At 61.4% G+C, this 21,704-nt stretch carries 21 protein-coding genes; 17 read left to right on the top strand and 4 right to left on the bottom strand.

Annotation, left to right across the window (positions count from 1 at the left end):
- Window positions 1-370 precede the first annotated feature (370 nt).
- From gbpA to ACODSJ_RS17340, 13 genes are all read left to right on the top strand, one after another.
- The gene (gene gbpA, locus ACODSJ_RS17280) at window positions 371-1,837 is read left to right on the top strand and encodes an N-acetylglucosamine-binding protein GbpA (protein ID WP_489102881.1); all 1,467 of its coding nucleotides are present in this window, start codon (window positions 371-373) and stop codon (window positions 1,835-1,837) included.
- A gap of 67 nt (window positions 1,838-1,904) precedes the next feature.
- Window positions 1,905-2,438 (top strand): cytochrome b, encoded by a 534-nt coding sequence (locus ACODSJ_RS17285; RefSeq protein ID WP_489102882.1) that lies wholly within the window; start codon window positions 1,905-1,907, stop codon window positions 2,436-2,438.
- An 8-nt stretch (window positions 2,439-2,446) separates the two neighbouring features.
- Window positions 2,447-2,974 carry a type II secretion system protein N gene (locus ACODSJ_RS17290; RefSeq protein WP_489102883.1) on the top strand — a complete coding sequence of 176 codons (528 nt, stop codon included), beginning with the start codon at window positions 2,447-2,449 and terminating at the stop codon, window positions 2,972-2,974.
- Between the two features lie 8 nt (window positions 2,975-2,982).
- The gene (gspD, locus tag ACODSJ_RS17295; protein ID WP_489102884.1) at window positions 2,983-4,905 is read left to right on the top strand and encodes a type II secretion system secretin GspD; all 1,923 of its coding nucleotides are present in this window, start codon (window positions 2,983-2,985) and stop codon (window positions 4,903-4,905) included.
- Complete coding sequence (gene gspE / locus ACODSJ_RS17300) at window positions 4,902-6,374, top strand: type II secretion system ATPase GspE (RefSeq protein WP_489102885.1); 1,473 nt, start codon at window positions 4,902-4,904, stop codon at window positions 6,372-6,374. The genes gspD and gspE overlap by 4 nt, the downstream gene beginning before the upstream one ends.
- Window positions 6,375-6,378: 4 nt before the next feature.
- Window positions 6,379-7,584, top strand: a complete 1,206-nt coding sequence (gspF, locus tag ACODSJ_RS17305; protein WP_489102886.1) for a type II secretion system inner membrane protein GspF — start codon at window positions 6,379-6,381, stop codon at window positions 7,582-7,584.
- 3 nt (window positions 7,585-7,587) lie between these two features.
- Window positions 7,588-8,043: a type II secretion system major pseudopilin GspG gene (gene gspG / locus ACODSJ_RS17310; RefSeq protein WP_489102887.1), complete on the top strand. Its 456-nt coding sequence runs from the start codon at window positions 7,588-7,590 to the stop codon at window positions 8,041-8,043.
- A 2-nt stretch (window positions 8,044-8,045) separates the two neighbouring features.
- Window positions 8,046-8,513: a type II secretion system minor pseudopilin GspH gene (gene gspH / locus ACODSJ_RS17315; RefSeq protein WP_489102888.1), complete on the top strand. Its 468-nt coding sequence runs from the start codon at window positions 8,046-8,048 to the stop codon at window positions 8,511-8,513.
- Window positions 8,506-8,880, top strand: coding sequence for a type II secretion system minor pseudopilin GspI (gene gspI, locus ACODSJ_RS17320; RefSeq protein WP_489102889.1), 375 nt, complete (start codon window positions 8,506-8,508; stop codon window positions 8,878-8,880). The genes gspH and gspI overlap by 8 nt, the downstream gene beginning before the upstream one ends.
- On the top strand, window positions 8,873-9,400 hold the full coding sequence (locus ACODSJ_RS17325) for a type II secretion system protein GspJ (protein ID WP_489102890.1): 528 nt from the start codon (window positions 8,873-8,875) through the stop codon (window positions 9,398-9,400). Before gspI ends, ACODSJ_RS17325 begins: the two co-directional genes overlap by 8 nt.
- Entirely contained in the window at window positions 9,397-10,242 is an 846-nt protein-coding gene (locus ACODSJ_RS17330) for a type II secretion system minor pseudopilin (RefSeq protein WP_489102891.1), read from the top strand. The genes ACODSJ_RS17325 and ACODSJ_RS17330 overlap by 4 nt, the downstream gene beginning before the upstream one ends.
- Window positions 10,242-11,348: a type II secretion system protein GspL gene (gene gspL, locus ACODSJ_RS17335; RefSeq protein WP_489102892.1), complete on the top strand. Its 1,107-nt coding sequence runs from the start codon at window positions 10,242-10,244 to the stop codon at window positions 11,346-11,348. The genes ACODSJ_RS17330 and gspL overlap by 1 nt, the downstream gene beginning before the upstream one ends.
- The gene (locus ACODSJ_RS17340; protein WP_489102893.1) at window positions 11,345-11,803 is read left to right on the top strand and encodes a type II secretion system protein M; all 459 of its coding nucleotides are present in this window, start codon (window positions 11,345-11,347) and stop codon (window positions 11,801-11,803) included. The genes gspL and ACODSJ_RS17340 overlap by 4 nt, the downstream gene beginning before the upstream one ends.
- On the opposite strand, the gene ACODSJ_RS17345 is transcribed toward ACODSJ_RS17340, so the two are convergent.
- Window positions 11,800-13,041 (bottom strand): MFS transporter, encoded by a 1,242-nt coding sequence (locus tag ACODSJ_RS17345; RefSeq protein ID WP_489102948.1) that lies wholly within the window; start codon window positions 13,039-13,041, stop codon window positions 11,800-11,802. The genes ACODSJ_RS17340 and ACODSJ_RS17345 overlap by 4 nt on opposite strands.
- A 147-nt stretch (window positions 13,042-13,188) precedes the next feature.
- Here ACODSJ_RS17345 and ACODSJ_RS17350 point away from each other — a divergent pair, with 147 nt between their 5' ends.
- Window positions 13,189-14,079, top strand: coding sequence for a LysR family transcriptional regulator (locus tag ACODSJ_RS17350; protein WP_489102894.1), 891 nt, complete (start codon window positions 13,189-13,191; stop codon window positions 14,077-14,079).
- A gap of 74 nt (window positions 14,080-14,153) precedes the next feature.
- Here ACODSJ_RS17350 and ACODSJ_RS17355 read toward each other — a convergent pair whose 3' ends face one another.
- Window positions 14,154-18,227, bottom strand: coding sequence for a dermonecrotic toxin domain-containing protein (locus ACODSJ_RS17355; protein ID WP_489102895.1), 4,074 nt, complete (start codon window positions 18,225-18,227; stop codon window positions 14,154-14,156).
- A gap of 359 nt (window positions 18,228-18,586) precedes the next feature.
- Between ACODSJ_RS17355 and ACODSJ_RS17360 the strand changes: the two genes are divergently transcribed.
- Window positions 18,587-19,105, top strand: coding sequence for a PAAR domain-containing protein (locus ACODSJ_RS17360; protein WP_489102896.1), 519 nt, complete (start codon window positions 18,587-18,589; stop codon window positions 19,103-19,105).
- A 170-nt stretch (window positions 19,106-19,275) separates the two neighbouring features.
- Here the strand turns inward: ACODSJ_RS17360 and ACODSJ_RS17365 are convergent, their stop codons facing one another.
- On the bottom strand, window positions 19,276-19,530 hold the full coding sequence (locus tag ACODSJ_RS17365) for a hypothetical protein (protein ID WP_489102897.1): 255 nt from the start codon (window positions 19,528-19,530) through the stop codon (window positions 19,276-19,278).
- Window positions 19,531-19,563: 33 nt separating this feature from the next.
- Window positions 19,564-19,851, bottom strand: coding sequence for a DUF6124 family protein (locus tag ACODSJ_RS17370; protein ID WP_489102898.1), 288 nt, complete (start codon window positions 19,849-19,851; stop codon window positions 19,564-19,566).
- Between the two features lie 378 nt (window positions 19,852-20,229).
- On the opposite strand from ACODSJ_RS17370, the gene ACODSJ_RS17375 reads away from it, so the two are divergent.
- Complete coding sequence (locus tag ACODSJ_RS17375; protein ID WP_489102899.1) at window positions 20,230-20,832, top strand: helix-turn-helix transcriptional regulator; 603 nt, start codon at window positions 20,230-20,232, stop codon at window positions 20,830-20,832.
- Window positions 20,819-21,697, top strand: coding sequence for a queuosine precursor transporter (locus ACODSJ_RS17380; protein ID WP_489102900.1), 879 nt, complete (start codon window positions 20,819-20,821; stop codon window positions 21,695-21,697). Before ACODSJ_RS17375 ends, ACODSJ_RS17380 begins: the two co-directional genes overlap by 14 nt.
- The last annotated feature ends 7 nt before the right edge of the window (window positions 21,698-21,704 follow it).

A 21,704-nucleotide genomic window follows, 5' to 3' on the forward strand; every position in this document is an offset into this window, starting at 1 on the left:
ATCCGCACAGCGCTTTGAACTATCGCTCACCAAGGGAGTTCAGGCGTTTGGCGGCGGCATCAATTTAACGGGGAGTTGGTGTCCGGTTTTGTAGGGGCAAGTCCAGTAACCGAATCATTGCATGGGCTTGGTATGTCTGTTTGTGTCTGTTTGACAGCTATTTCTCTTTGTAAGAGTTTTCTCTAATTATGTAAGACAAATAGATTCGGAGATCTTTCCTTCTGTGTTGGGAGATTTGTCCTACATAGCGATCGTTAAACTTTCTATAAGGTTCCGGGCACTTGAAAGGCCAGGTGCTGTGCCGGTCTGGCAGGTCTTTCAAGAGGACGGTGATACGTCGTTCTATTTTGATGACTAGTCTGGAACTTATATGAAAAACAACTTTAACAAGCATCGTGTGTTAGCAGGGTGTGCATCGTCGTTAGTTCTGTTTTCGGCCATGGTAGCTTCCCAGGGGGCGCTGGCTCATGGCTTCGTCGACGTACCGCCTTCTCGTGCGCTGTTGTGCCAGAAAGGTGTCAACAAGAACTGTGGCGGCGCGCAGTACGAGCCGCAGAGTACCGGCGAAACCTTCAAGGGCTTCCCGAATGGAGCAGGTGGCGGGCCGCTGCAAGGCCCCATCGACGGCAAGATCGCCAGTGGTGGCATTGCCCGGTTTTCGGCCCTGGATGCACAGTCCGCCACGCGTTGGCACCTGACCGAGATCAGGGACCGTAACATTGCCTTTCAATGGCAATTCAGCGCGGCGCACCCAGCGACCAAATTCGAATACTTCATTACCCGCGACGGTTGGAACCCGAACGAAGTGCTCAAGCGCGCCTCGTTCGACAGCACGCCGTTTTGTACCGTGGATGGCGGTCATCAGGTCCCGGTCGGGGGTACCAAGCAAGACTGCGTCATTCCGGACAGCAAGTCGGGTCATCACGTCATCCTGGCGGTCTGGACGGTGGGTGACACCGACAACGCTTTCTACAATCCGGTGGACGTGAACATCCTCGCCGAAGCCGCGCTGCCGGGCGGTTGGACGCCGGTGGGCAGCATTGCGCCGTCGACGCCGTTGCTGGTGGGCGACAAGGTCAAGGCCCGGGCGTTTTCCGCGACCGGTGAAAGTGCCGAGTACAGCGTCGAGATCCGCATCGACAACGCCGAGCAAGGCCAGCCTGAGAACTGGTCGTTCAAACTGGCCGAAGCCATCAACAACGCCCATACCCAGATCCGTGCCGGCATCCGTGACGAAGACGGCAACATCACACCGGTCAAGGGCTCCAACAGCCTGTATGCGCAGAAAGAAAGCGGTGTGATCCGCTATGAAGTGCAACTGGACATGCAGGAAGACGCCAGCGCCAGCTTGGAAATCGCTTCCCTGCAGCCAGAGTACGTCCTCGACAAGGGCCGGGTGAGCATGGCGCTCACTGCGCAGACGAACCGCAGGATGAACCTTGAAGCCACGCTGTTTGATGAAAAGAACAAGCAGGTGGGTATCGTGCAGACCGTAGGTGAAGGCAATACCGGCCTGAGCCTGGACGTGCGCGGCGCCGCCCCTGGCGCGCACACCCTGACGCTGGTGGGCACCACCGAAGACGGGCGCACCACTCGCCAGGACACCCAGTCGGTCACCCTGACAGGCGAGGGCGCAGGCATCGAATACGACTTCGTGTTCCCTGAAGGCATCTCCGACTACACCGCCGGCACGAAAGTGCTGCAACCCAAGACCGACGAAGTGTTCGAGTGCAAGCCGTTCCCGGCCTCCGGCTATTGCAAGCAGTACAGCCCGACCGCGAATGGCTTTGAGCCGGGTGTCGGTGCCTCGTGGCAAGCCGCTTGGGACAAGTTGTAAGTCCTGACAGGTATGGCTCCAGGCGACCCGCACGGGGAGCCTGGAGCCTTCAGACGAGGGCACGGTAATGCATACCCATTATTCCGGTCGACGGGTGCTGCTGCACTGGTTGTCTGCGGTGATTATTTTGTGGGCGTTGGTGTCGGGCTTCTATGTGGCGTATTACCCGGTCTCGGCTTCGACCGAACACTGGGTCGGGTCACTCAATGTGTCGCTGACGACCCTGTTCATTCCGTTTTTTGCCTGGCGGGCCTGGCTGTTCGTATGCCAACGGCGATCCCGGGACGCGGCGCGTTCGTTGAGCAAGAGATTGGCGACGGCGGTGCACGCGCTGATCTACCTGAGCATCGGCGTCGTGCTGGTGAGCGGCGTGCTGATGATGAAAAGCGCCATCAGTGTCTTCGGCCTCGTCCGGATCCCCCAGCCGTTGGGCGAGCCGTCGTTGATCGCGTTGGCCAATACCGTCCATACCCTGTCTTGCGGGGCGCTGTCGGCGCTCATTGCCCTGCATCTGTGCGCGGTGCTCTGGCATGAGCTGTGTGGTCGGCGGGTGGTGCGGCGGATGTCCTTGGCGAAGCGCCCGCGGGCGATGCTCCAGTGAGCGCGCAGATGCGTTTTTCTTTTCGGCCCGCTAGCCGTTTGACGACGGCGGCGTGGGTGTTCGTGCCGTTGCTGTACGGGGTGTTCCTGGCAGGGCAAGAGTGGCGCTTTCGCCAGCAGTTGAATCTTGATGTGCCGGTGGACGTTGCGCCAAAGGTACTTGCGATACGCGATTTACCCAACGTACAAGCCGTGGCGACGGTGCTTGGCCTGGCGCCTGAAGGCGCCCATGCGCCGAGCGCTGAACCGGTGACGTTGCAAGCCAGCTTCGTCGCCGGTCCGGGTCTGTCGCGGGCCTTGCTCGCGGACGCCGCCGGCCCACGCCTGTACCAAGTGGGGGAGCGCCTGCCCGGCGGCAGCGTGCTGCGACGGGTCGAGGCCGACCACGTGATGTTGTGGCGCAACGGACGTGAAGAACGGCTGGCCCTGCAACCTGCGGCAAAGCCCTTGCTGCGTCGGCTGGCCCCCGCCGTCGAACGCCCGGCGGCGCCTCATTCCGCGCAATACCTACGCCCGGTGGTCGGGCAATCAGAGTGATCGAATTCATGAACAGCTTTATCCGCGGCCGTGTATCGAGCGTCCTGTTCTGCGTTGCCGTGTTTTGTCCGCTGACCTTCCCCGGTGCCTTGCGGGCCGAAGAGGCGCAATGGCAGCTGGCGATGAACAATGCGGAACTGCGCGACGTGGTCGATGAGTTTTCGGCGATCCTGGGCAAGACCGTGGTGCTCGATCCCCGGGTGTCGGGGCGCATTACCGTCATGTCCCGCCAGGCGCTGGATCGCGAGGGCGTGCGTCGGTTGTTCTACTCGGTACTCGATGCCCATAACTTCACCGTGATCGACGAAGGCGAGCGGATCCTGATCACCCCGGTCGGTGAAGCCAAGACGCGTGCCGGCATCGCCGATGCGACAAGCGCCACGCCCTCGCAGTTCGTCACCCAGGTGATCGAACTGCATTCGAGTATTGCCGCCGATGTGGCCGGGTTGGTGCGGCCGCTGGTGTCGGGCAACGGTTATATGGGCCCTTCGGTGTCGTCCAACGCGTTGGTGGTCACCGACACCGCCGCGAATGTCCGGCGCATCGGCGCGGTGGTGCAGCAGTTGGACTCGGGACGCAACCGCAACCATGTGGTGCTGCCATTGCAGCATGCCCGGGCCGGGGATATCGCGCCGATCATGGAGGCTTCCACCGGCAAGCGCGAAGGGGATACCGCAGGGTTGGTCATTGCCGATGTGCGGAGCAACCGCCTGGTGATCATCGGCGCTGCGCCGGTGCGAAAACGCCTGGTGGACCTGGCCCGGACCCTGGACGTTGCCCCCGTCACCTCCGAGGACAACGCCCGGGTCATCCGCCTGCGCCACAGCGATGCCAAGCAACTGGCCGAAGTGCTGGAAGCGGTCGGGCAGGATAAGAAAACCACACCGGCACTCGCCGGCCTGCGGGAAGGCGCCGCCACCCACCCGTTCATGATCAAGGCCGATGAAAGCCAGAACGCCTTGGTATTGATCGCCGAGCCGGCCCAGGTCCGCACCATTGAAAACATCGTCCGCGAACTGGACCAGCCCCGGGCGCAGGTGCTCATTCACGCCGCCATCGTCGAGGTGACCGGGGACATCTCCGAAGCGTTGGGGGTGCAGTGGGGCGTCAACAAGGGCAGCGCGTCAGGGGCTGTCAACTTTCCGGGCACCGACATCCCGATCATCGGGCTGGACCCCAATAAACTGGATAAAACCAAGGAAGCCGCCTTCCTGCGCATCGGCGGCGACCGCTTCAGTGCGCTGGTCTCGGCGCTGGCGAGCGATGCCCACAGCAACCTGTTGTCCACCCCCAGCCTGCTGACCCTGGACAACCAGGAAGCGGAAATCATCGTCGGCCAGAACGTCCCGTTCAAGACCGGCTCCTACGCCACCAACAGCAACGGCGCGGACAATCCATTCACCACCGTGGAGCGCAAGGACGTCGGCATCAGCCTCAAGGTCAAACCCTACATCAACGAAGGCTCGACGTTGCGCCTGGAAGTGGAGCAGGAAGTTTCGGACATCGCGCCGTCGGTCTCCGGCATCGACTCCTCAGACCTGATCACCAATAAGCGCGCCTTGAAGAGCACGATCCTGGCGGACGATGGCGAGATCATCGTGATCGGTGGGTTGATTCGCGACAGTGTCCGCACCCAGCAGAGCGGTGTGCCGTTGCTGCGCAGTATTCCGTACCTGGGCGCGCTGTTTCGCTGGACCCGCGACACCCAGACCAAAAGCAACCTGATGGTGTTTCTGCGCCCGACCATCGTGCGCAGCAACGAAGACCTGGCCGAGGTCAGTCGCCAGCGCTACGACGCGCTGCGGGAGCTGAGTAAACCCGGTTCGCGGGAAAATAATTCGCTGCTGCTGCCCCGGGATCCCCGCCAGTTGTTCGATTCCTCCACGGATGCGTCGGCGGCCGAGCCACAACCACGTTCGGGTGCCCTGTGACGGATCTCCAGGTTTCGCTGCCCTTTGGTTTCGCCAGGCGCTGGGGCGTGCTGCTGGAAGGCGAGGGGGCGACCTTGAGCCTGGTGATGCGCCGCGATACGCCGTTGACGGCCATGGCCGAGGTTCGGCGCCTGTGTGGCCGCGAGTTGCCGATCCAGATCCTGGAGCCGGCGCAATTCGCCACGCGCCTGGCGAGCGCCTATCGCCAGGGGCAGCGCGCCGCCGAGCAGGTGGCCCAGGGGTTGGACGAAGAACTGGACCTGCTCAGCCTGGTCGACCAAGTGCCGCAGACCACCGACCTGCTGGAACAACAGGGCGATGCGCCGATCATCCGCCTGATCAACGCGCTGCTCAGCGAAGCGGTGCGTGAGCACGCTTCCGACGTGCACCTGGAAACGTTCGAGCAGTACCTGTCGGTGCGCATGCGCGTCGACGGCCAGTTGCAGGAAATACTGCGCCCGCGTCGCGAGTTGGCGACGCTGCTGGTCTCACGCATCAAGGTCATGGCGCGCCTGGACATTGCCGAGAAGCGCGTGCCCCAGGATGGGCGAATGGCGTTGCGCCTGGCCGGCCATGAGGTCGATGTGCGGGTTTCCACGCTGCCTTCGGCCCATGGCGAGCGCGTGGTGTTGCGCTTGCTCGACAAGCAGGCCGGGCGCCTGGACCTGCAACGCCTGGGCCTGCCCGACGACACCCTGGCCGGCCTGCGCCAATTGCTCGGCAAACCCCACGGCATCGTATTGGTGACCGGCCCCACGGGCTCGGGGAAAACCACCAGCCTGTACGCGGCGTTGAGCAGCATCAACGACCAGAGCCGCAATATCCTCACGGTCGAAGACCCCATCGAATATCACCTGCCGGGCATTGGCCAGATGCCGGTCAACCCGAAGGTCGACATGACGTTTGCCCGTGGTTTGCGGGCCATTTTGCGCCAGGACCCGGACGTGGTGATGGTCGGCGAGATACGCGACCGCGAGACCGCCGAAATCGCCGTCCAGGCGTCCCTGACCGGTCACCTGGTGCTCTCCACCCTGCACACCAACACCGCCGTCGGCGCGGTCACGCGGTTGCTGGACATGGGGGTCGATGCCTATCTGCTGGCGTCGTCCCTGGCCGGCATCGTCGCCCAGCGTTTGTTGCGGGCCCTTTGTCCGGCCTGCAAGACGCCTTATGTGGCCGACGCCGCCCTTTGCCGGCGCCTGGGGCTTGCCGCCGACGCCGCGCCACGGCTGTTCAAGGCCCAAGGTTGCGATCAGTGCCAGAAAGGCTATCGCGGGCGCTTCGGCATCTACGAACTGGTGAACGTCAACGCCACGTTTTCGCAACTGATTCATCAGGGCGCCGCCGAGCAGGCGCTGGCCTTCGAGGCGCGCAAGACTTCCCGCAGCCTGTTTCAGGACGGGCGCCAACGGGTGTTGGAAGGCTTGACCAGCGTCGACGAACTGCTGCGCATCACCCAGGAGGATTAGCCCCGTGCCGACCTTCGATTATCGGGCGGAAGATGCCCAGGGCCGGCGCTGCAAGGGCCGCGTGGAAGCCGACAGCCCCCGCCACGCGCGCCAGTTGCTGCGCGAGCGGGGCTTGTTGCCCAGCGAGTTGCACGCCGCCGAGCCACGGACCACAGGCGTCCGGCACGCGGGGGGACGCTTGAGCCCGGCTGACCTGGCGTTGCTGACGCTGCAGCTTTCGACCCTGATCCAGGCCGGCCTGCCCCTTGAAGAATCGCTGGGGGCGGTGGCGCAACAGAGTCAGAAGCGGCGCGTGGCTCACCTGCTGTCGGCGGTGCGCAGTCGGGTGATGGAAGGCCACGCGTTGGCGACCGCGCTGCGGACGTTTCCACGGGCGTTTCCCGAGCTGTTCTGCGCCACGGTGGCGGCCGGCGAGCAATCCGGCCACTTGGGCCAGGTGCTGGAACAATTGGCGGCCTACACCCAGGCGCGCCAGGCCTCGCGCCAACGCATTCAACTGGCGCTGGTGTACCCGCTGATCCTGATGTTCGCCTGTGTGGTGATCGTTGCGTTCCTGCTCGGTTACGTGGTGCCGGATGTAGTGAAGATTTTTGTCGACAGCGGCCAGCCGTTGCCCGCGCTGACCCAGGCGCTGATCGCCGTGAGCGACGGCTTGCATCGCCATGGCTTGGGGCTGCTCGGCACGCTGGTCGCCGTGGTCGGCCTGTGGCGCTGGAGCCTGCGCCAAACGGTGTGGCGCCTGCGCTGGCATCGCCTGTTGCTGCGGTTGCCGTTGCTGGGCGAAGTGCTGCGGGCGATGGAAGCGGCCCGTTTCGCCAGCACCCTGGCGATCCTCAGCAAAAGTGCCGTGCCGTTGGTGGAGGCCTTGCACATCGCCGCCCAGGTGATCGGCAACCTGACGATCCGCGCCCGCATGGCCGACGTCGCCCGTTCGGTCCGCGAGGGCGGAACCCTGACCCGTGGCCTGGAACTGAGCGGTGATATCCCGCCGCTGATGCTGCACATGATCGCCAGCGGCGAACGGGTCGGCGAACTCGACAACATGCTGGCCCGCGCGGCCGAACAGCAGGAGGCCAGCCTCGCGGCGCGCATGGCCCTGGTGGTGAGCCTTTTCGAGCCAGCCATGCTGGTGCTGATGGGCGGCGTCGTGCTGCTGATCGTCATGGCCATCCTGCTACCGATCCTGAGTCTCAACCAATGGGTGAATTGATCCATGAAGCTTCAACACAACCGACCTTCGCGTCTTCAACGCGGCTTTACCCTCATCGAAATCATGGTGGTGGTGGTCATCATCGGCGTGCTCGGCGCCATCGTGGTGCCGCAGTTCATGAGTAGGCCCGATCAAGCCAAGACCACCGCCGCCCGGACCGACATCCAGGCGATTGCCACGGCCCTGGAAATGTATCGCCTGGACAACTTTCACTACCCCTCGACCCAGCAAGGCCTTGAGGCATTGAGCAAGCGTCCGTCCGGTACGCCCGCGGCGAAGAACTGGAACCCCCAGGGGTATCTCAAGAGCCTGCCGATCGACCCTTGGGGCACACCCTACCAGTACCTCAATCCTGGCCTCAAGGCGCGCGATGGCAGCTACGACCTGTACTCGCTGGGCGCCGATGGCGTGTTGGGTGGTGACGGGTTTGCCGCCGACATCGGCAACTGGGCCGATTGAGCATGGGACGTCGTTGCCGGGGTTTCACCTTGCTTGAGCTGATGGTCGTTATCGTGTTGATCGGGGTCGTGGCAGGCATGGTCAGTTTCGCCATCGGCCCGAGCCCGGCCCGCGAGGCTCGCCAGCAAGCCCAGGACTTCAGTCGGCTGGTGCAGCAACTGCGCGAACGAGCGGTGCTGGACGGGCAGGAATACGGTGTGCGCGTGCAACCTCGCGGTTATCAGGTCGTGCGGCTTGAAGCCCAGGGCTGGACCGATGTCGCAGCTGCGCATCGGTTGCCCGGGGAGCTGACATTCGGGCTAGAGCAGGACGGCTATGCGATGAGGCTCGACGATGGGCCAGGTGCACCGCAATTGCTGCTGCTCAGCAGTGACGAAATCAGCCCCTTCAGGTTATTCATCAAGGTCGCCGGCCAGACGATTTCGCGGGTATCGAGCGATGGCATCGCAGAGCCGTTGATCGATGACTGATGCACGTGACTGCCAGGGCTTTACCCTGCTGGAAATCATGGTGGCCCTGGCGATCTTCGCCACGTTGGCAGCGGCCGTGTTGTCGGCCAGCCAGTTCGTGCTCAAGCAAAGCGCTGGCCTGGAGGAGCGTCTGTTCGGTGCCTGGCTGGCGGACAACCACTTGAGCGAACTGCGCCTGCACACCGCCACGCCCGTCGGGCAACAGCGACTGACCCGGCGCCTGGCCCAGCGGGACTGGACGCTGCAACAGCGCATCGCCCCGTCGAGCGATCCGCGCCTGCTCCAGGTGGATATCCAGGTCAGCCGTGTCGGCAGCGGGTCCGTCGTGCATCGCACCACTGGCTGGATCCGCACCCGTGATGAATAAGCAGTCGGGCTTCACCTTGCTGGAACTGGTGATCGCCATCGCCATTTTTGCCTTGCTCGGCCTGGCCGGTTGGCGGCTGTTCGATGGGGTGGTGCGCACCCAACAGGGAACCGCCCAGCATGAGCGCGACCTCAGGGCCTTGCAGCGTGCCGTGGGGGTGATCGAGCGCGATGCCTGGCAGGTCGTGACCGATTCCGTCGTGCTCGCGCCGGGAGGGCTGCAACTGCAGCGCAGTCACTGGCGCAATCCCCTGGACCAGCCTCGCAGCGAACGACAAGCCGTGACCTATCGGCTCGAAGGTACCGCGTTGTGGCGCGACAGTCGCGGTGAAGGCACGGACACCGCGCAGCAGCAGAAACTGCTCGACGACGTGCGCGGGTTGAGCTGGCGATTGTTCGATCCGCAGCGGGGCTGGCGCAGCGAAACCGTGGACGAGCCACTGGCCCTGGAATTGATGCTGTCGACCGGGCGTTTCGAGCAGGTCCGTCGCGTGCTGCTGTTGCCTGGATCGTTGCCATGAACCGCCAACGAGGCGTGGCACTGATCAGCGTGCTGCTGGTGATGAGCCTGGCGCTGCTGCTCACCGGCGGCATGCTGCGCAGCCATCGCCTGTTGGTGCAGGGCAGCGCGCAGCAGCTGCAACAGATCCAACTGCGTCAACTCGGGCTGGCGGGTGAAGCCTGGGCGCAGCAGGTGCTCGAAGGCAGTGAAATAACGACCGCCGGACCCGTCGACCTGAGCCAGGACTGGGCCCGGCTCGGACCTGCCTTCGCCGCGGAAGACGCGCAGATGAATATCGCTATCGAGGACTTGTCCGGACGCTTGAACCTCACCCCGCTGCTGGCCTTGGGGCAAGTCGATCAAGTCACCCTGGGCCGTTGGCGTCGACTGCTGGCCTTGCTGGATCTGCCAGCGCTGTCATTGCCCCAGGTCGGGCCGGTGCAGGAGTTGAGTCAACTGCGCCTGCTGCCCGGCATCGACGCGCAGACTTTGAGGCGCCTGGAGCCTTGGGTGACGCTGCTGCCCAAAGAGGCGCGGCTGAACGTCAACACCGCGCCGCAGCTATTGCTGATGACCCTCGATGGCATGGAGGCCGGGCCGGCCCAGGCGCTCGTCAGCCAGCGTTGCGACAAACCTTATGCCAGCGTCCAGGCGTTCACCCATGACGCCTTGGTGTCCGGCCTGGGCCTCAGCAGCCACGGGTTGGGTGTGGGCAGCCGCTGGTTTCGCATCACCGTGAGCGTGACGCGCGGCGGCAGCCGTCTGCGGCTGGCCTCGGATGTCGAGCACGACGTTGCCAGCGGCCGCTGGACCGTTCGCCAGCGGCGTTTCTTACCCTTCAGCCCCAGTGAGCTTCCTTGATGAAAACCTGGCTTTACCTGACCGCCGAGGGCCTGGGCGACCCCAGCGCCCATTGGCCCTGTTGCCTGTGGTCGCCAACGGGCGAGCGGCGTTGCCTGCCTTTGCACGAGGCTGCCCGCGAACTGCACGGGCGTGACGTCGACGTGCTGTTGCCGATGGAAATGTGCAGCTGGTTGCGCAGCGATCCGTGGCCCTCCCGGCGCCAGCCCCGGCCCCAGGCCCTGGCGTTCGCCATCGAAGAACAACTGAGTGAAGACCTCGATGCGCTGCACATTGGCAGCGGTCGCCGGGACCGCCAGCAGCGTTATCCGCTGATGGTGACTGGCCGGGCCCGGTTCCAGGCGTTACTGGCGCTGCTGGCGGCACAAGGTGTCGATGTCCGTGCGGTGCACGTCGACGCCGACCTGCTGCCCAGCGACGCCGCCTATGGTGTGCGCTGGTTCGGTCGCTGGTTGCTGGGCGGAGCCTTGCCGGCGCGGGTGGCGTTGTCTGTCCGGGCCTTGGCGGCGCTCAAGCCTGACCTGCCCGAAGACCTCCACTGGCTGGACGAGGGGCGCGATTGCCCGGGCATCGATGAGTGGCTGCTGGGCGCCGGCGGACACCCCATCGACTTGTTGCAGGGGGAGTTCCGCCGGCGTCGCCAGCGTTTGCCATGGCGGGGAGCGGCGGTGGTCGCGTTGGGTGGGTTGATGCTCACCTGGGCGTTCAGTGAAATCCGCGTCCGCTATTTGGAAAGCGAAACTCGGCGCCTGTATGCCCAGAGCGAGCAGCGGTTCAGGTCGCTGTACCCCGAACAGGTGCGCATCGTCGACCTGGCGGCGCAATTCCAGGCGCTGCAAGGGCGTCGCGGCCAACCCCGGGACACCCAGGTCACTCGCCTGGTCCGCCTGACGGAGCAGGTCATTGGCGCCAGCAACGTCGAGGTACAGCGCATCGATTTTCGTGACGACGAGGGCTGGAAAATCCAACTGACGGCCCACAGCTTCGTCGAGCTCGAACAACTGCGCGAGCGCGGTCAACAGAACGGCCTGCCCCTCATCCTGGGCAGCGCCAGCAAACAGAACAACCAGGTGCATGCCACCGTGACGCTGGAGAACCAGGAATGAACGTCAATGCATGGCTGAGCCTGAAGCAGGGCTGGGGGCGACGTTCACGTCGTGAGCAACAGTTGTTGCTGGGGATGGCCGGCTTGGTGCTGCTGGTGATGGGCTACCTGTCGATCTGGCAACCCACGCGGCAACGGCTGGAGATCGCCGAACGGCACTATCGGCAGCAAGCCGAACTGAGCGTCCGCATCCAGCGTGCCGAGCCCGCGCAGGCCGCGATCATTGCCGAGGGGCCGCTGTCGGTGCGAGTCAATGACAGCGCCACGGCAGCAGGGTTGGAGATTGGGCAGATGGAGGTCGATGGCGATTCGTTGCGACTGGCCGTCAGCGGTGAGGCCAATCGGTTGCTCCTGTGGCTGGATCAACAAGAGCGCGAGGGGGCGATGTTGCAGTCGCTGACTTTGGAGGTGGAGAAGAGCGTGTTGGTTGCGCGGGTGGTTTTGCGGCACAACTAAACCTGCACATTCCCCGGCAACACCGGCAATTTCGCCAGCTTCACCGCCACCAGCAAGGCCACCAGCAACAAGCTGCCAATGAACAGGCCAACGCCGTTCCAACCGCCCAGGTGCCAGGCCATGCCGCCGGCCGTCCCTGCCACACTCGATCCGGCGTAGTAGCTGAACAGATACAGCGAAGATGCCTGGCCCTTGGCCTTGAGGGCGCGGCGGCCGATCCAGCTGCTGGCGACCGAGTGGGCGCCAAAGAAGCCGAAGGTGAACACCAGCATGCCCAGGATCACCAGCGGCAGCGGCGTGGCCATGGTCAGGGCGAGGCCGGCCAGCATCAGCGCGATGGTCGCCCAGAGCATCTTGCGCCGCCCGAGCTTGTCGGCCAGTGCGCCGATCTTCGCCGAGCTGTAGATACCCGACAGGTACACCACCGAGAGCATGCCGACAAAGGCCTGGTCCAGATGATAAGGCTCGGCCAGCAGGCGGTAGCCGATGTAGTTGAACAACGTCACGAACGCGCCCATTAGCACGAAGGCTTCGAGAAACAGCAGCGGCAGCCCGGCATCGCGAAAGTGCTGGGTGAAACCGTCCAGCAGGCTGCGTGGATGCAGCGAGCGCGGCCGGAAGTTGCGTGATTCGGGCAGGATCCGCCAGAACACCGCCGCCGCGATCAGCGACAACCCGCCAATCACCAGCATCGCGGTGTGCCAGCTGACGAAGTCGATCAGCACGCCCGTGATCAGGCGCCCGCACATGCCTCCGATGGCGTTGCCGGCGATGTACAGACCCATCGCCAGGCCGATGTGCTTGGGATGGATCTCCTCGCTCAGGTAGGTCATCGCCACTGCCGCCAACCCACTCAACGACAGGCCGACCAGGGCGCGCAGTACCAGCACGCCTTGCCAGGTCGGCATCATGGCGCTGGCCAGGGTGCACAGTGCGGCGGCGAACAGCGCCGCGACCATCACCGGCTTGCGGCCGATGCGGTCGGAAATCGGACCGGTGATCAGCAGGCCGACGGCGAGCAGGCCGGTCGCCACCGAGAGGATCAGGCTGCTTTGCGCCGCGTTGATGGAAAACTCCCGGGACAACAACGGCATCATCGGTTGCACGCAATAGAGCAGGGCGAAGGTCGCGAAGCCACCGCTGAACAGCGCCAGCACCGTGCGCATGAACATCGGCGTGCCTTTCTCGATGTAGACGTCCTTCAGTCCGACGGCATCATTCTGCACACGGGGGTGGATTTCATGGGCGAGTGGGGCGACAGCGGTTTTCACGATGGACCTCGCAGGAGCACGGCAAGCAGTGAAAAAAGCATATAGCCGGCTAATGTTTCTATCCAATATATTGTTCGACCTGTTTAAGACGTTTCTCGACTTATTGGATGCCCCATGGAATTGCGTCACTTGCGTTACTTCATCGCGGTGGCCGAAGAGCTGCACTTCGGTCGTGCTGCGCTGGCCCTGGGCATCTCCCAGCCGCCCTTGAGCCAGCAGATCCAGGCGTTGGAGCAGGAGATCGGCGCGCGGTTGTTCGAGCGCACCAATCGTCGGGTCGCGTTGAGCGAGGCCGGGCGCCTGTTCCTGGACGAAGCGCGCCGAGTATTGGCCCAGGTCGACAAGGCCGCCGACGTGGCCCGTCGCGCGCAGTTGGGGGAGCTGGGCGAATTGAAAATCGGCTTCACCTCCTCGGCGCCATTCAACTCTACGATTCCCCAAGCGATCTTTTCGTTCCGCCAGCGTTTCCCGGCGGTGCACCTGAACCTGCGGGAGATGAGCAGCACCCAAGTGGCGGATGCCCTGGTGGACGAAACGATCGAAGTGGGGATCATGCGACCGTTGCCGCTGCCCGACAGCCTGGTGGAAATCGAGCTCAGCCGCGAACCGCTGGTGGCGGTGCTCAGCGCCAAGGATCCGCTGGCCCAGGGCAATGAAGAGGGGCTGTTTCTCTCGGCCCTGGCCCATGAGCCGTTCGTGTTTTTCCCCCGCAGCTATGGCAGCGGCCTCTACGCGCAGCTTTTGGGCCTGGCCCGTGACGCCGGCTTCAGCCCGCATTTCGCCCAGGAAGCCGGCGAAGCCATGACCATCATCGGCTTGGTTGCGGCGGGGCTGGGGGTTTCGGTGCTGCCGGCGTCTTACCAGCGCATGCGCATCGACGGCGTGGTCTACCGGCCGCTGCTCGATCCGGCGGCGGTGTCGGCGGTGTGGTTGGTGCAGCGCAAGGACCAGCGCTCGCCGATGGCCAAGGCGTTCATGGAATTGCTGACGCGCAGCCCGCAATAGCTACCGGTCTAGTCGGAGAGGCGTGATAAGGGCGCCGAAAGGCGCCCTTAGACTGGCCGTGGACGTCCCGTTGGCTAGCCTTCCCAGACCGTCGCAGGTTTGTTGACGTGATAGTCATAGAACCCTTGGAGGGTCCACGTGTCGCCCTTGCGTTCGAACGCGGCGCGCCACGCGCCTCTGCCACTGCCGGGTGACAACTGCGCCATGTCGTACCAGTAATAACGGTTGATCCTTTTGGTGGTTGCCCTGCCGGCGCGAATGTCATCCATGATTTCGCTGACCTTGGCCCGGGCTGCCTCGGGGAAGTTGTCGTAGGACATCTGTGTTTCGGCCAGGGTACTGATGTTCACCGTGAACTTGTCTGTCAGGGGCGAAGTTTGCGCCAGGACGACGGGCGTCGTGGTTGGCGGTGTTTTGCCGGAGACCTTTTTCGTCGGCACCTGGGTCACGACTTCGATATCGAACGTGTCGTAGTTCGAGAGGTTCTTCGTAAAGTTGCTGATGTCCTCGCCGGTGACCAACAGGGTCTTTCGCTGTGACTTGCCCTTGTTGGCGATGACATAAGGAATCTTGTTGTTCCGGATTTCTGTCAGGAGCCCGGGCTTGTGGCGTTTCTTCATCTCGTCCCTGAAGGCCGTGAGCTTTTGTTTTTTATATTCCTGGAAGTGATCCGGGTTCTTCTTATAGTTTTCCCGGGCGGCTTGCACGTCCGGGCCCTCTCCTGAAAACAGCACCCCCAGCTCCTCCCAAACGCGCTTTTCCGCCGCTTCGACCACCTCATGAATGTCGTTCTGGATCTTGGTCATGGCGGCTTTCTTTTTGCCCCGTTCAGGAATGATGGTGATGAACAAGGCGCCGGTGAGGTTATCCGGCAGGGACGACATCATCATCCTGAAGTTGCCTTCGCTGTCGAAAAGCTCGTTCTTGAGGGGCAAAGTCATGTCGAATATTTTTATCTTCTGAGGGGCCGTGAGCTGAATCCCTTTTACTTGTGCATCGATGTCTCGGGTGCAGTAATCGACGGCCTGCCACACGTTGAATTTGTGCATCAGGCTTTCGTGGGCGTTCTTATGTGACGCGAAGCCCAGGAGTCCTTTGTTTATCTGGCTGATGCGAGCGCGATAGGCGTCTATGTCACGTAGGGCGATGTCATTCATGCTCTCGCGCAAGATGCGCTCGGCGAGTTCTTCGGGCATCGCGTTGATGACCTTCCGGGCCGTGTTCACCGTGTCCCGGGAGGGCCAGTGATGCTCGACGAGCACGCCCTCTACCAATGCGTTACAAGTCTTCTGCTGTGGAGTTTCTGGAGTCCGGTTGAGCAGGCTGTGCAGGGCTCCCCCACCGAGCAGCCGTGCTGGTGCTTCGATCTGCCAGTGGCCACGGTTCCAAGTCACCGTGCGTTGATGAGTGCGATTGTCCGGCGCGTAGATGATCCGCAGGCCCTCTTGGATCGCGGTTTTGCAGTAGTCATTTCCCAGCTTCAAATAGCCTTGGCCGGTTGCGTCCCGGTACAGACTGCGACCTTCGGGCACCAGGCCCGTGCCGTCAAAACCCTTGAGCAGGAACGGTCCCATCTCCGGGTCAGGCATTCGGGGCAGGGAAGACAGCGGCGGGCGGCTGCTGCGGCGGCGTGCCGCGCGGGCCATGATCACATCCTGTCCGGCTTCAGCCATGACCTCCCCCAGCCCGCTGAGAAAATCAGCGGTCCACTGGCTCAAGCTGCCGCCCTCATCCTCGATGGCCGCCACCGCAGCGCCCCCGGCCATGACGGGCAGGACCGCCCGTCCCAGTACCCCGCCCAGGCGACCGGCATAGAACATCGCCATCGCGCCGGTCAGCAATGCGACGCCTTGCCTGCGCCCTTCCTGGGCGGCCGTGCTATCACGCTCGGCATTCGTCACCGTCAGCGCATCGGCCGTCTTGAGCGCGTGAGTGATCTGCGTCTCGTGCAGCGCTTTGAGCAGGTCGCCCTTGACCACGGGGGAGGCGACGTTTAACGCAAAGTCGTCCTGGACCCGGTGCCTTATCCAGGAGAAGGTGGGCTGTGTGACCTTCTTGATCTTTTCGTCGAGGGTCAGGTTTTCCGAAGCCGGCACCAGGCTCGCCAACGGATCGGCCTGTTCCGCCAGTGGCAGTTGCGCGATCAGCCAGCGGGTCATTTCCAGCGTGGCGGTGAGCGTCCTGACCAGCGCGGCTTCCAGCTCCCGGTCGCTTCCGGCGTCTATGTCCCTGAACACTTTTCCGTCCGGCGCGCCCGGCGTATACAGCGTCAGCGACGGCCGGCTGGCGAACGTCTTGACGCCGAATACCAGCAGCTCTTTCAGCACACTGTCGCCCCACTGGATCTGCCTGACCACCACGTCATGACCGTTGACCTGGCGGCGTCCCTCGGGCGTCGGGCTGTCCAGCGCGGCCAGTACCAGGTTCAGGCCGGTGTTGTCCCGGTCGTGCCTCAAATCGCCCGAGATGTGCGCTGCCCATGCTTGCGCACGCATGTGCTTGCCTTTCAGGGACATCCATTCGCCCTGATGCGCCCGGGCGGCGAGTTGCAATGCGGCGGGCAGCCGGGAGCCGACGTTGGCCCGCTCGATGACGTCCACTATCTGCGCAAAGGTCAACGGCCCCTCCACGGTAGCGTGAGCCGTATTGCGCTCGTCCGGCGTCAGGTTGGCCATTGCCCACTCCGTCAGGGAGCGACGGTCATCGATGATCGCTTTCACCCGGCCCAGCGCGACCCCGGAGCCAAACGGCGATTCGCCCGTCGGCGCATTCGGGTCGATGATCTGCTTGCGGATACTCAAGGACACCTGGTCCGGGTCGACCGGGCTGTATCTGTCCTTGATGAACCCGGCCAGCAAGGTACGGGTCCGGTCCCGAAGCGCCTCAGGGCTGGCTAGCGTCACCGGGTCCGGCGGCTGCGGCGTGTCCTCCAGGGCGGTCTGCAGGTTCTGCACCGCCCTCCACCAGGCCACGCGATCACGGCCGGTGATGTTCGGATTGCCGCGCAGCCAATCGTCCAGTTTTTTCTGATACAGCCGTAACGCACGCTCGTCCATGGCGCCTGCCAGGTCCAGCCTGTCCCTGAGGTTCGCCGCATCATCCACCCGGGTCATCCAGGCGTTGATCGCCTCGTCTTCACCTGGTCCGTTCAATAACGCCTCGCTCACGGCGGCCTTCTGCACCGATCGCAGGTCGGCGACCAAGTGGGCGAGAAAGTCTTCCTCAACTGGAGTGATACTCACCCCGTCATGGGCAGGGTCCTCGTCCCCCGTCAGGCTGTTCTTTAACGTACTCAGATCGGCGTAGATCTCCAGCGGATTTCCTGGGCGGTACAGCATCGTGTTTCCCGGATCTGCAGCGTTGTCGCGCTGTGTCAGCACCACGGCCGCCGGCCTCGGCACACTGGACCACCACCCTTTGGGGGTGACGCTCAGGCTGAAAACCCCGGGCCGGTCACGTGCGGCCAGCGTGGCGCGTGACGCTGCGTCCGGTGCTGACAAGGCATGGTCCGCCACCGCTTTGTACAGCGGCGCGCTCAGAGCTCCGTCCAGTCGGTGGAGATCGGCCTGTGCCTTGAGTTGCGCACCCAATTCATCGGCCAGCCATTCGCTGACGGTGCGGTCCCGGTTGGGCGCGGGCGGGTTATCCCAGAAGTCGTCCAGCGCTTTTGCCAGCCGCTGCTGACACGACGCCGGGGTGATGCTGACCAGTCGCTCGATGGCGTGCTTGGCATCCCGGCTGTTGAAGGCGGCGGGCATGTCCGTGACGTAGTCTTGATCGGTGACGATGTCGATGTTGCGCAAATCGTCGAAGAACTCGCGTGCATTGATCTTCCCAGCCAGTACCTGCCAGAACAGTCTGTCGAGGGCGATGGTTTGCGTCACCTTGCGTTGAAAGGCCGGCGCGTCGGTTGTTCGCTCGGATGGGGGGATGGCTTCGTCTTGCAACCGGCACACGAGTATTTCTTTTGCTGCCACCTTGTCCGCCAGCGCGGGGAAGGCTGTTCTGACAGCGTCGTCCAACTGCTGCGCAATCACTTTCGAGGGCTGCGCGAAGGCTTCGTTCAGTCGGATCATTTGCTGCTGCGAAGCATTGAGTTGGTGTATCAGCAGGTCGCCAGCGGTCTGTAACGATTCGTTCTCCAGCATGTTCTCTTCCTGGGAGGTTTTCGGAGGAAACAACGTATTGGGCAAGCGTTGAGCGGGTGCGGTACATAGATACCGCATGCAGCGTCGTCAGGCGGTGTACGGGCGCTGCCGAAACTTTCGACAGGCATTGTTCGTTGCGCAGGAAAGGCCGGGTGGAGCTGCGGGAGGCTTTCCCAAGGGTTGTAGGAAAACGAGCATTTCTGGTTGCGACGTTTCCTATTCGTTCCAGCTACCACGCGGTGGGGGTTGCGACGCGCCAGGGCTGCAACGTCTCATTCATCATTCCGAATCGCCCGGCTCGGCGTCCCTTCCCGGCGGCAAGGGAAACCGCCTGAAGCCCCTGAATAAGGCCCCTGGAAATGCCCCCATCTTTGCAGGCCCCCTACACCAACGAAATCTCTCGGGAACATCTCCGTCATCTGGATGACTTGTACCGGGTGCAACAGCAATGGGATGGCTGCGACGAAAAAGTCTTGTCATTCATCCGTCGACAAAAGGCCTACGTCGAAGCTCATCCGCCCATCGCCATTTACCGAGTGGCCACCGAAGGCAGCCAGACCCGTCACGGCGGCACGGTCCAGCAAGCGACCTCGCCGCTGGAGTTCACTTTGGATAACGGCTGGAAAGTACGGGCAGCGCAGAAAGGCGATCTGGTCGTGTATGCCGACGGCAGCACGGCCCGCATCCTCACGACCGCCGGGGAGGCCAATAGCAACGTCGCCCTGGTGGGCAGCCGCCTGAGCAATGGCGACGAGATCGTCAACACGCTTCAGCGACGTTTCATGATCATCGTGCGTGAAGGCGTGCCGATGGCAGCGGATTTCTTGCCTGCTCTCCAACTGGCGCAGGTTCATCGCCTGCATTCGCAGGGACTATGAGCCTGTGGGAGCGGGCTTGCTCGTCAAGCGGTAGGCCTGCTTGCCTGGATGTTGGCTGTGCCGGCCTTTTCGCGAGCAAGCCGTTTCCACCGTTGAACTCAACTTTCGTTCGTTTGGTAGGCTCGTCTGTTTAATAGGTTTTAAGGGGCGCCGCAAGGCGCCCTTTTTCTTTAGGCCACCAGTTGCATTTGCAATCGCCGCCCCACGACGTCCATCAAGTCGCAGCCATCGCGCAAGGCGATTACCAATACCCGGGCCAATTCGCTGTGGACGCCACCTTCGAAGGCCAGGTGTTCGAGCAATTGGGTGACGGCTCGAACGCGTTGGGCGGCGGTTTCGTGCAGTACGTCCAGCGGTGCCTGGGTGTCGATCAGTAGCGAAGCGATGGTGCAATCGATGCCGGTGGTGGGCATGTATCTGTCCATGACGAAATCTCCTTGGAGTAAAGGGGCGCATGTTCAGCGCTGGTTGTTCAAAGCGGCTTCGAGGCCTGTTGGTGGTTCGAGGTTGTCCAGCGCTCGATTGACCAGCAGCTCGCCCAACTCGGTCAGTTGCTGCACCGCCAATATGACGCTGCGGCGCGAGCCTTCGAGTTCGTCGGCCAGGTCGGTGGTCATGACGTTCAGCGAAGCGAGGGTTTCGCAAGCGTGGCAGAGCAGTGAGCGGGTATCGATGTTAGGGATGACGGTGAAGACTGGGGTGGGATGGTCCGGTGTTCGTCGATAAGCGTGGGCGGCCTTTTTCATGCTCGAGCTCCTTGCAAGGGTTTGGGAGGCGTCAGTCTCATTGAGGAGTCAGGATTGCCTTGGCTGCGACATGAGCGGACGGTCAGCTAAGTTATTACCAGAAAAGTCCTCGCTATTAATCAATATATTTAACAGCTGTGTAAATAAATGATACATGTAAGTGCTACCTGTAGTCTTGTTGTGTTTGCATTGTAGGAATGGTCTTTATTGCTGTTGGTGGATATATTCATTGCTGGGCTGGAGATATATTCCGGTTGTCTGATGTACTGTTTGACTATTTTTTGTTGGGGTTGAGGTGTGTAGGATGCTGTGCTTGTAAAGATTCACCCTTACCGCAGAGTGGTACAGGGAGATAAGCTATAAGGATGTGGTGGATGTATGTATAAAAAAGACAGGATTGAAAACTTAAAAAATAATCTTAAATATCTTATCAAAAGTCGCGGGGAAACAAGAGTCTCCCTGTCTCAGGCAAGCGGTGTCACCAGGACGACGATCTATAATATTCTGGAGGGGAGGGTGGTTAATGTGCAGCAAACCACCGTCCGTAAAATATCTGATTTTTTTGGTGTGTCTTATAAGGAAATCGAAACAGTTGATTTTGCCGAAAAGGAAGTCATTGAAAGCAGTATTTCGTTGCATGGAAATATGAACCCGGCAGCAGTGCCGGTGATCAAGGAAAGTCAACTGATTCGGAATTTAGATAAAAGGATTGGCGAGTTAGTTGTCTCGCATCCGTTGACTTATTATTTTGGAGCTGCTCGTAATCTCATCGCTGTACTGCTGGAGGCAGAAATTTACGGAGCGAATGAGGCAGGAGATTTGTTAATAGTGCGAAAGGGACCCACGGATGGTCACGGAGAGATGCTTGTATATAACAAAATTTGCCGTCGTTTGAACATTGTTGCTGGGGCGGATTTTGAATCTGATGTTTTTGTTGTTGTGGGGGAAGTGGTCGAGGAACGGTTCAATGACAAGCAGTAATGCGCTAGGGGCTGATAAGTACAAACTGTTGGGTTTTGAAAAAGGTAAAAGCCTTGCAGTATTTATGGTTGTTTCGACAGGGAAAATTATCAAGATAAAATTGGCGGAGGTGATGAGGAGTGAAATTGTAGATAATTTGAGCCGAGGGGAAATCAAGGAGGTCTATAAGAAGTATTATTCCGGCGGGGCGGCACCGACAACATATGAGTTTAGCGATCGTCATGAGCGCTCATGGATGATTTATGTTGTCCTGAATTTATTGCTTTTTGCGTTATATGTTTTTACTAATGTTTCCGCCGCCAAGCTCCTGTATATCGAGAATTTCGATTTGGTTGTTACGCCGGGCGTATTTCTATATCCCCTTACGTTTCTGGTGGTGGATATCTTGAATGAGTCCTATGGGCTTAGACTTGCTAGGAGAGCCATTTGGTTTGCGTTTGCAAGCAATGCATTGATTCTTGCGCTTTTAAGTATTACTAACGGGCTTCCAGGCTTGTCAGGATGGCAGCTCGATGCTCCTTTTGATCAGGTAATAAGTCATGTGGTATCTGCATTAATAGCTTCCTCGATTTCGTTTCTGGTTTCGGAATATGTGAATTCTTATATTTTATGTCGGATAAAAAAGCTTACGAATTCCAGATTCTTGTTTTTAAGGGTTTTCTTTAGCACGTTTTTTGCGGTGGTTATAGATAGTTTTCTTTTTTGCTTTATTGCGTTTTTTGGGAAGATGAGCAATGCGGAAATACTAGGGATTGTATATGTTCAAATTGTGATAAAGATGGCTTTTGCTGTGTTTAATGTTTTGCCTGCCTACGGGGCTAGATCGCTACTTAAAAAATACTTGGCAAAGGCCGAAGTGTCTTGACGTATCG

This window comes from Pseudomonas sp. FG6 (genome assembly GCF_057809015.1).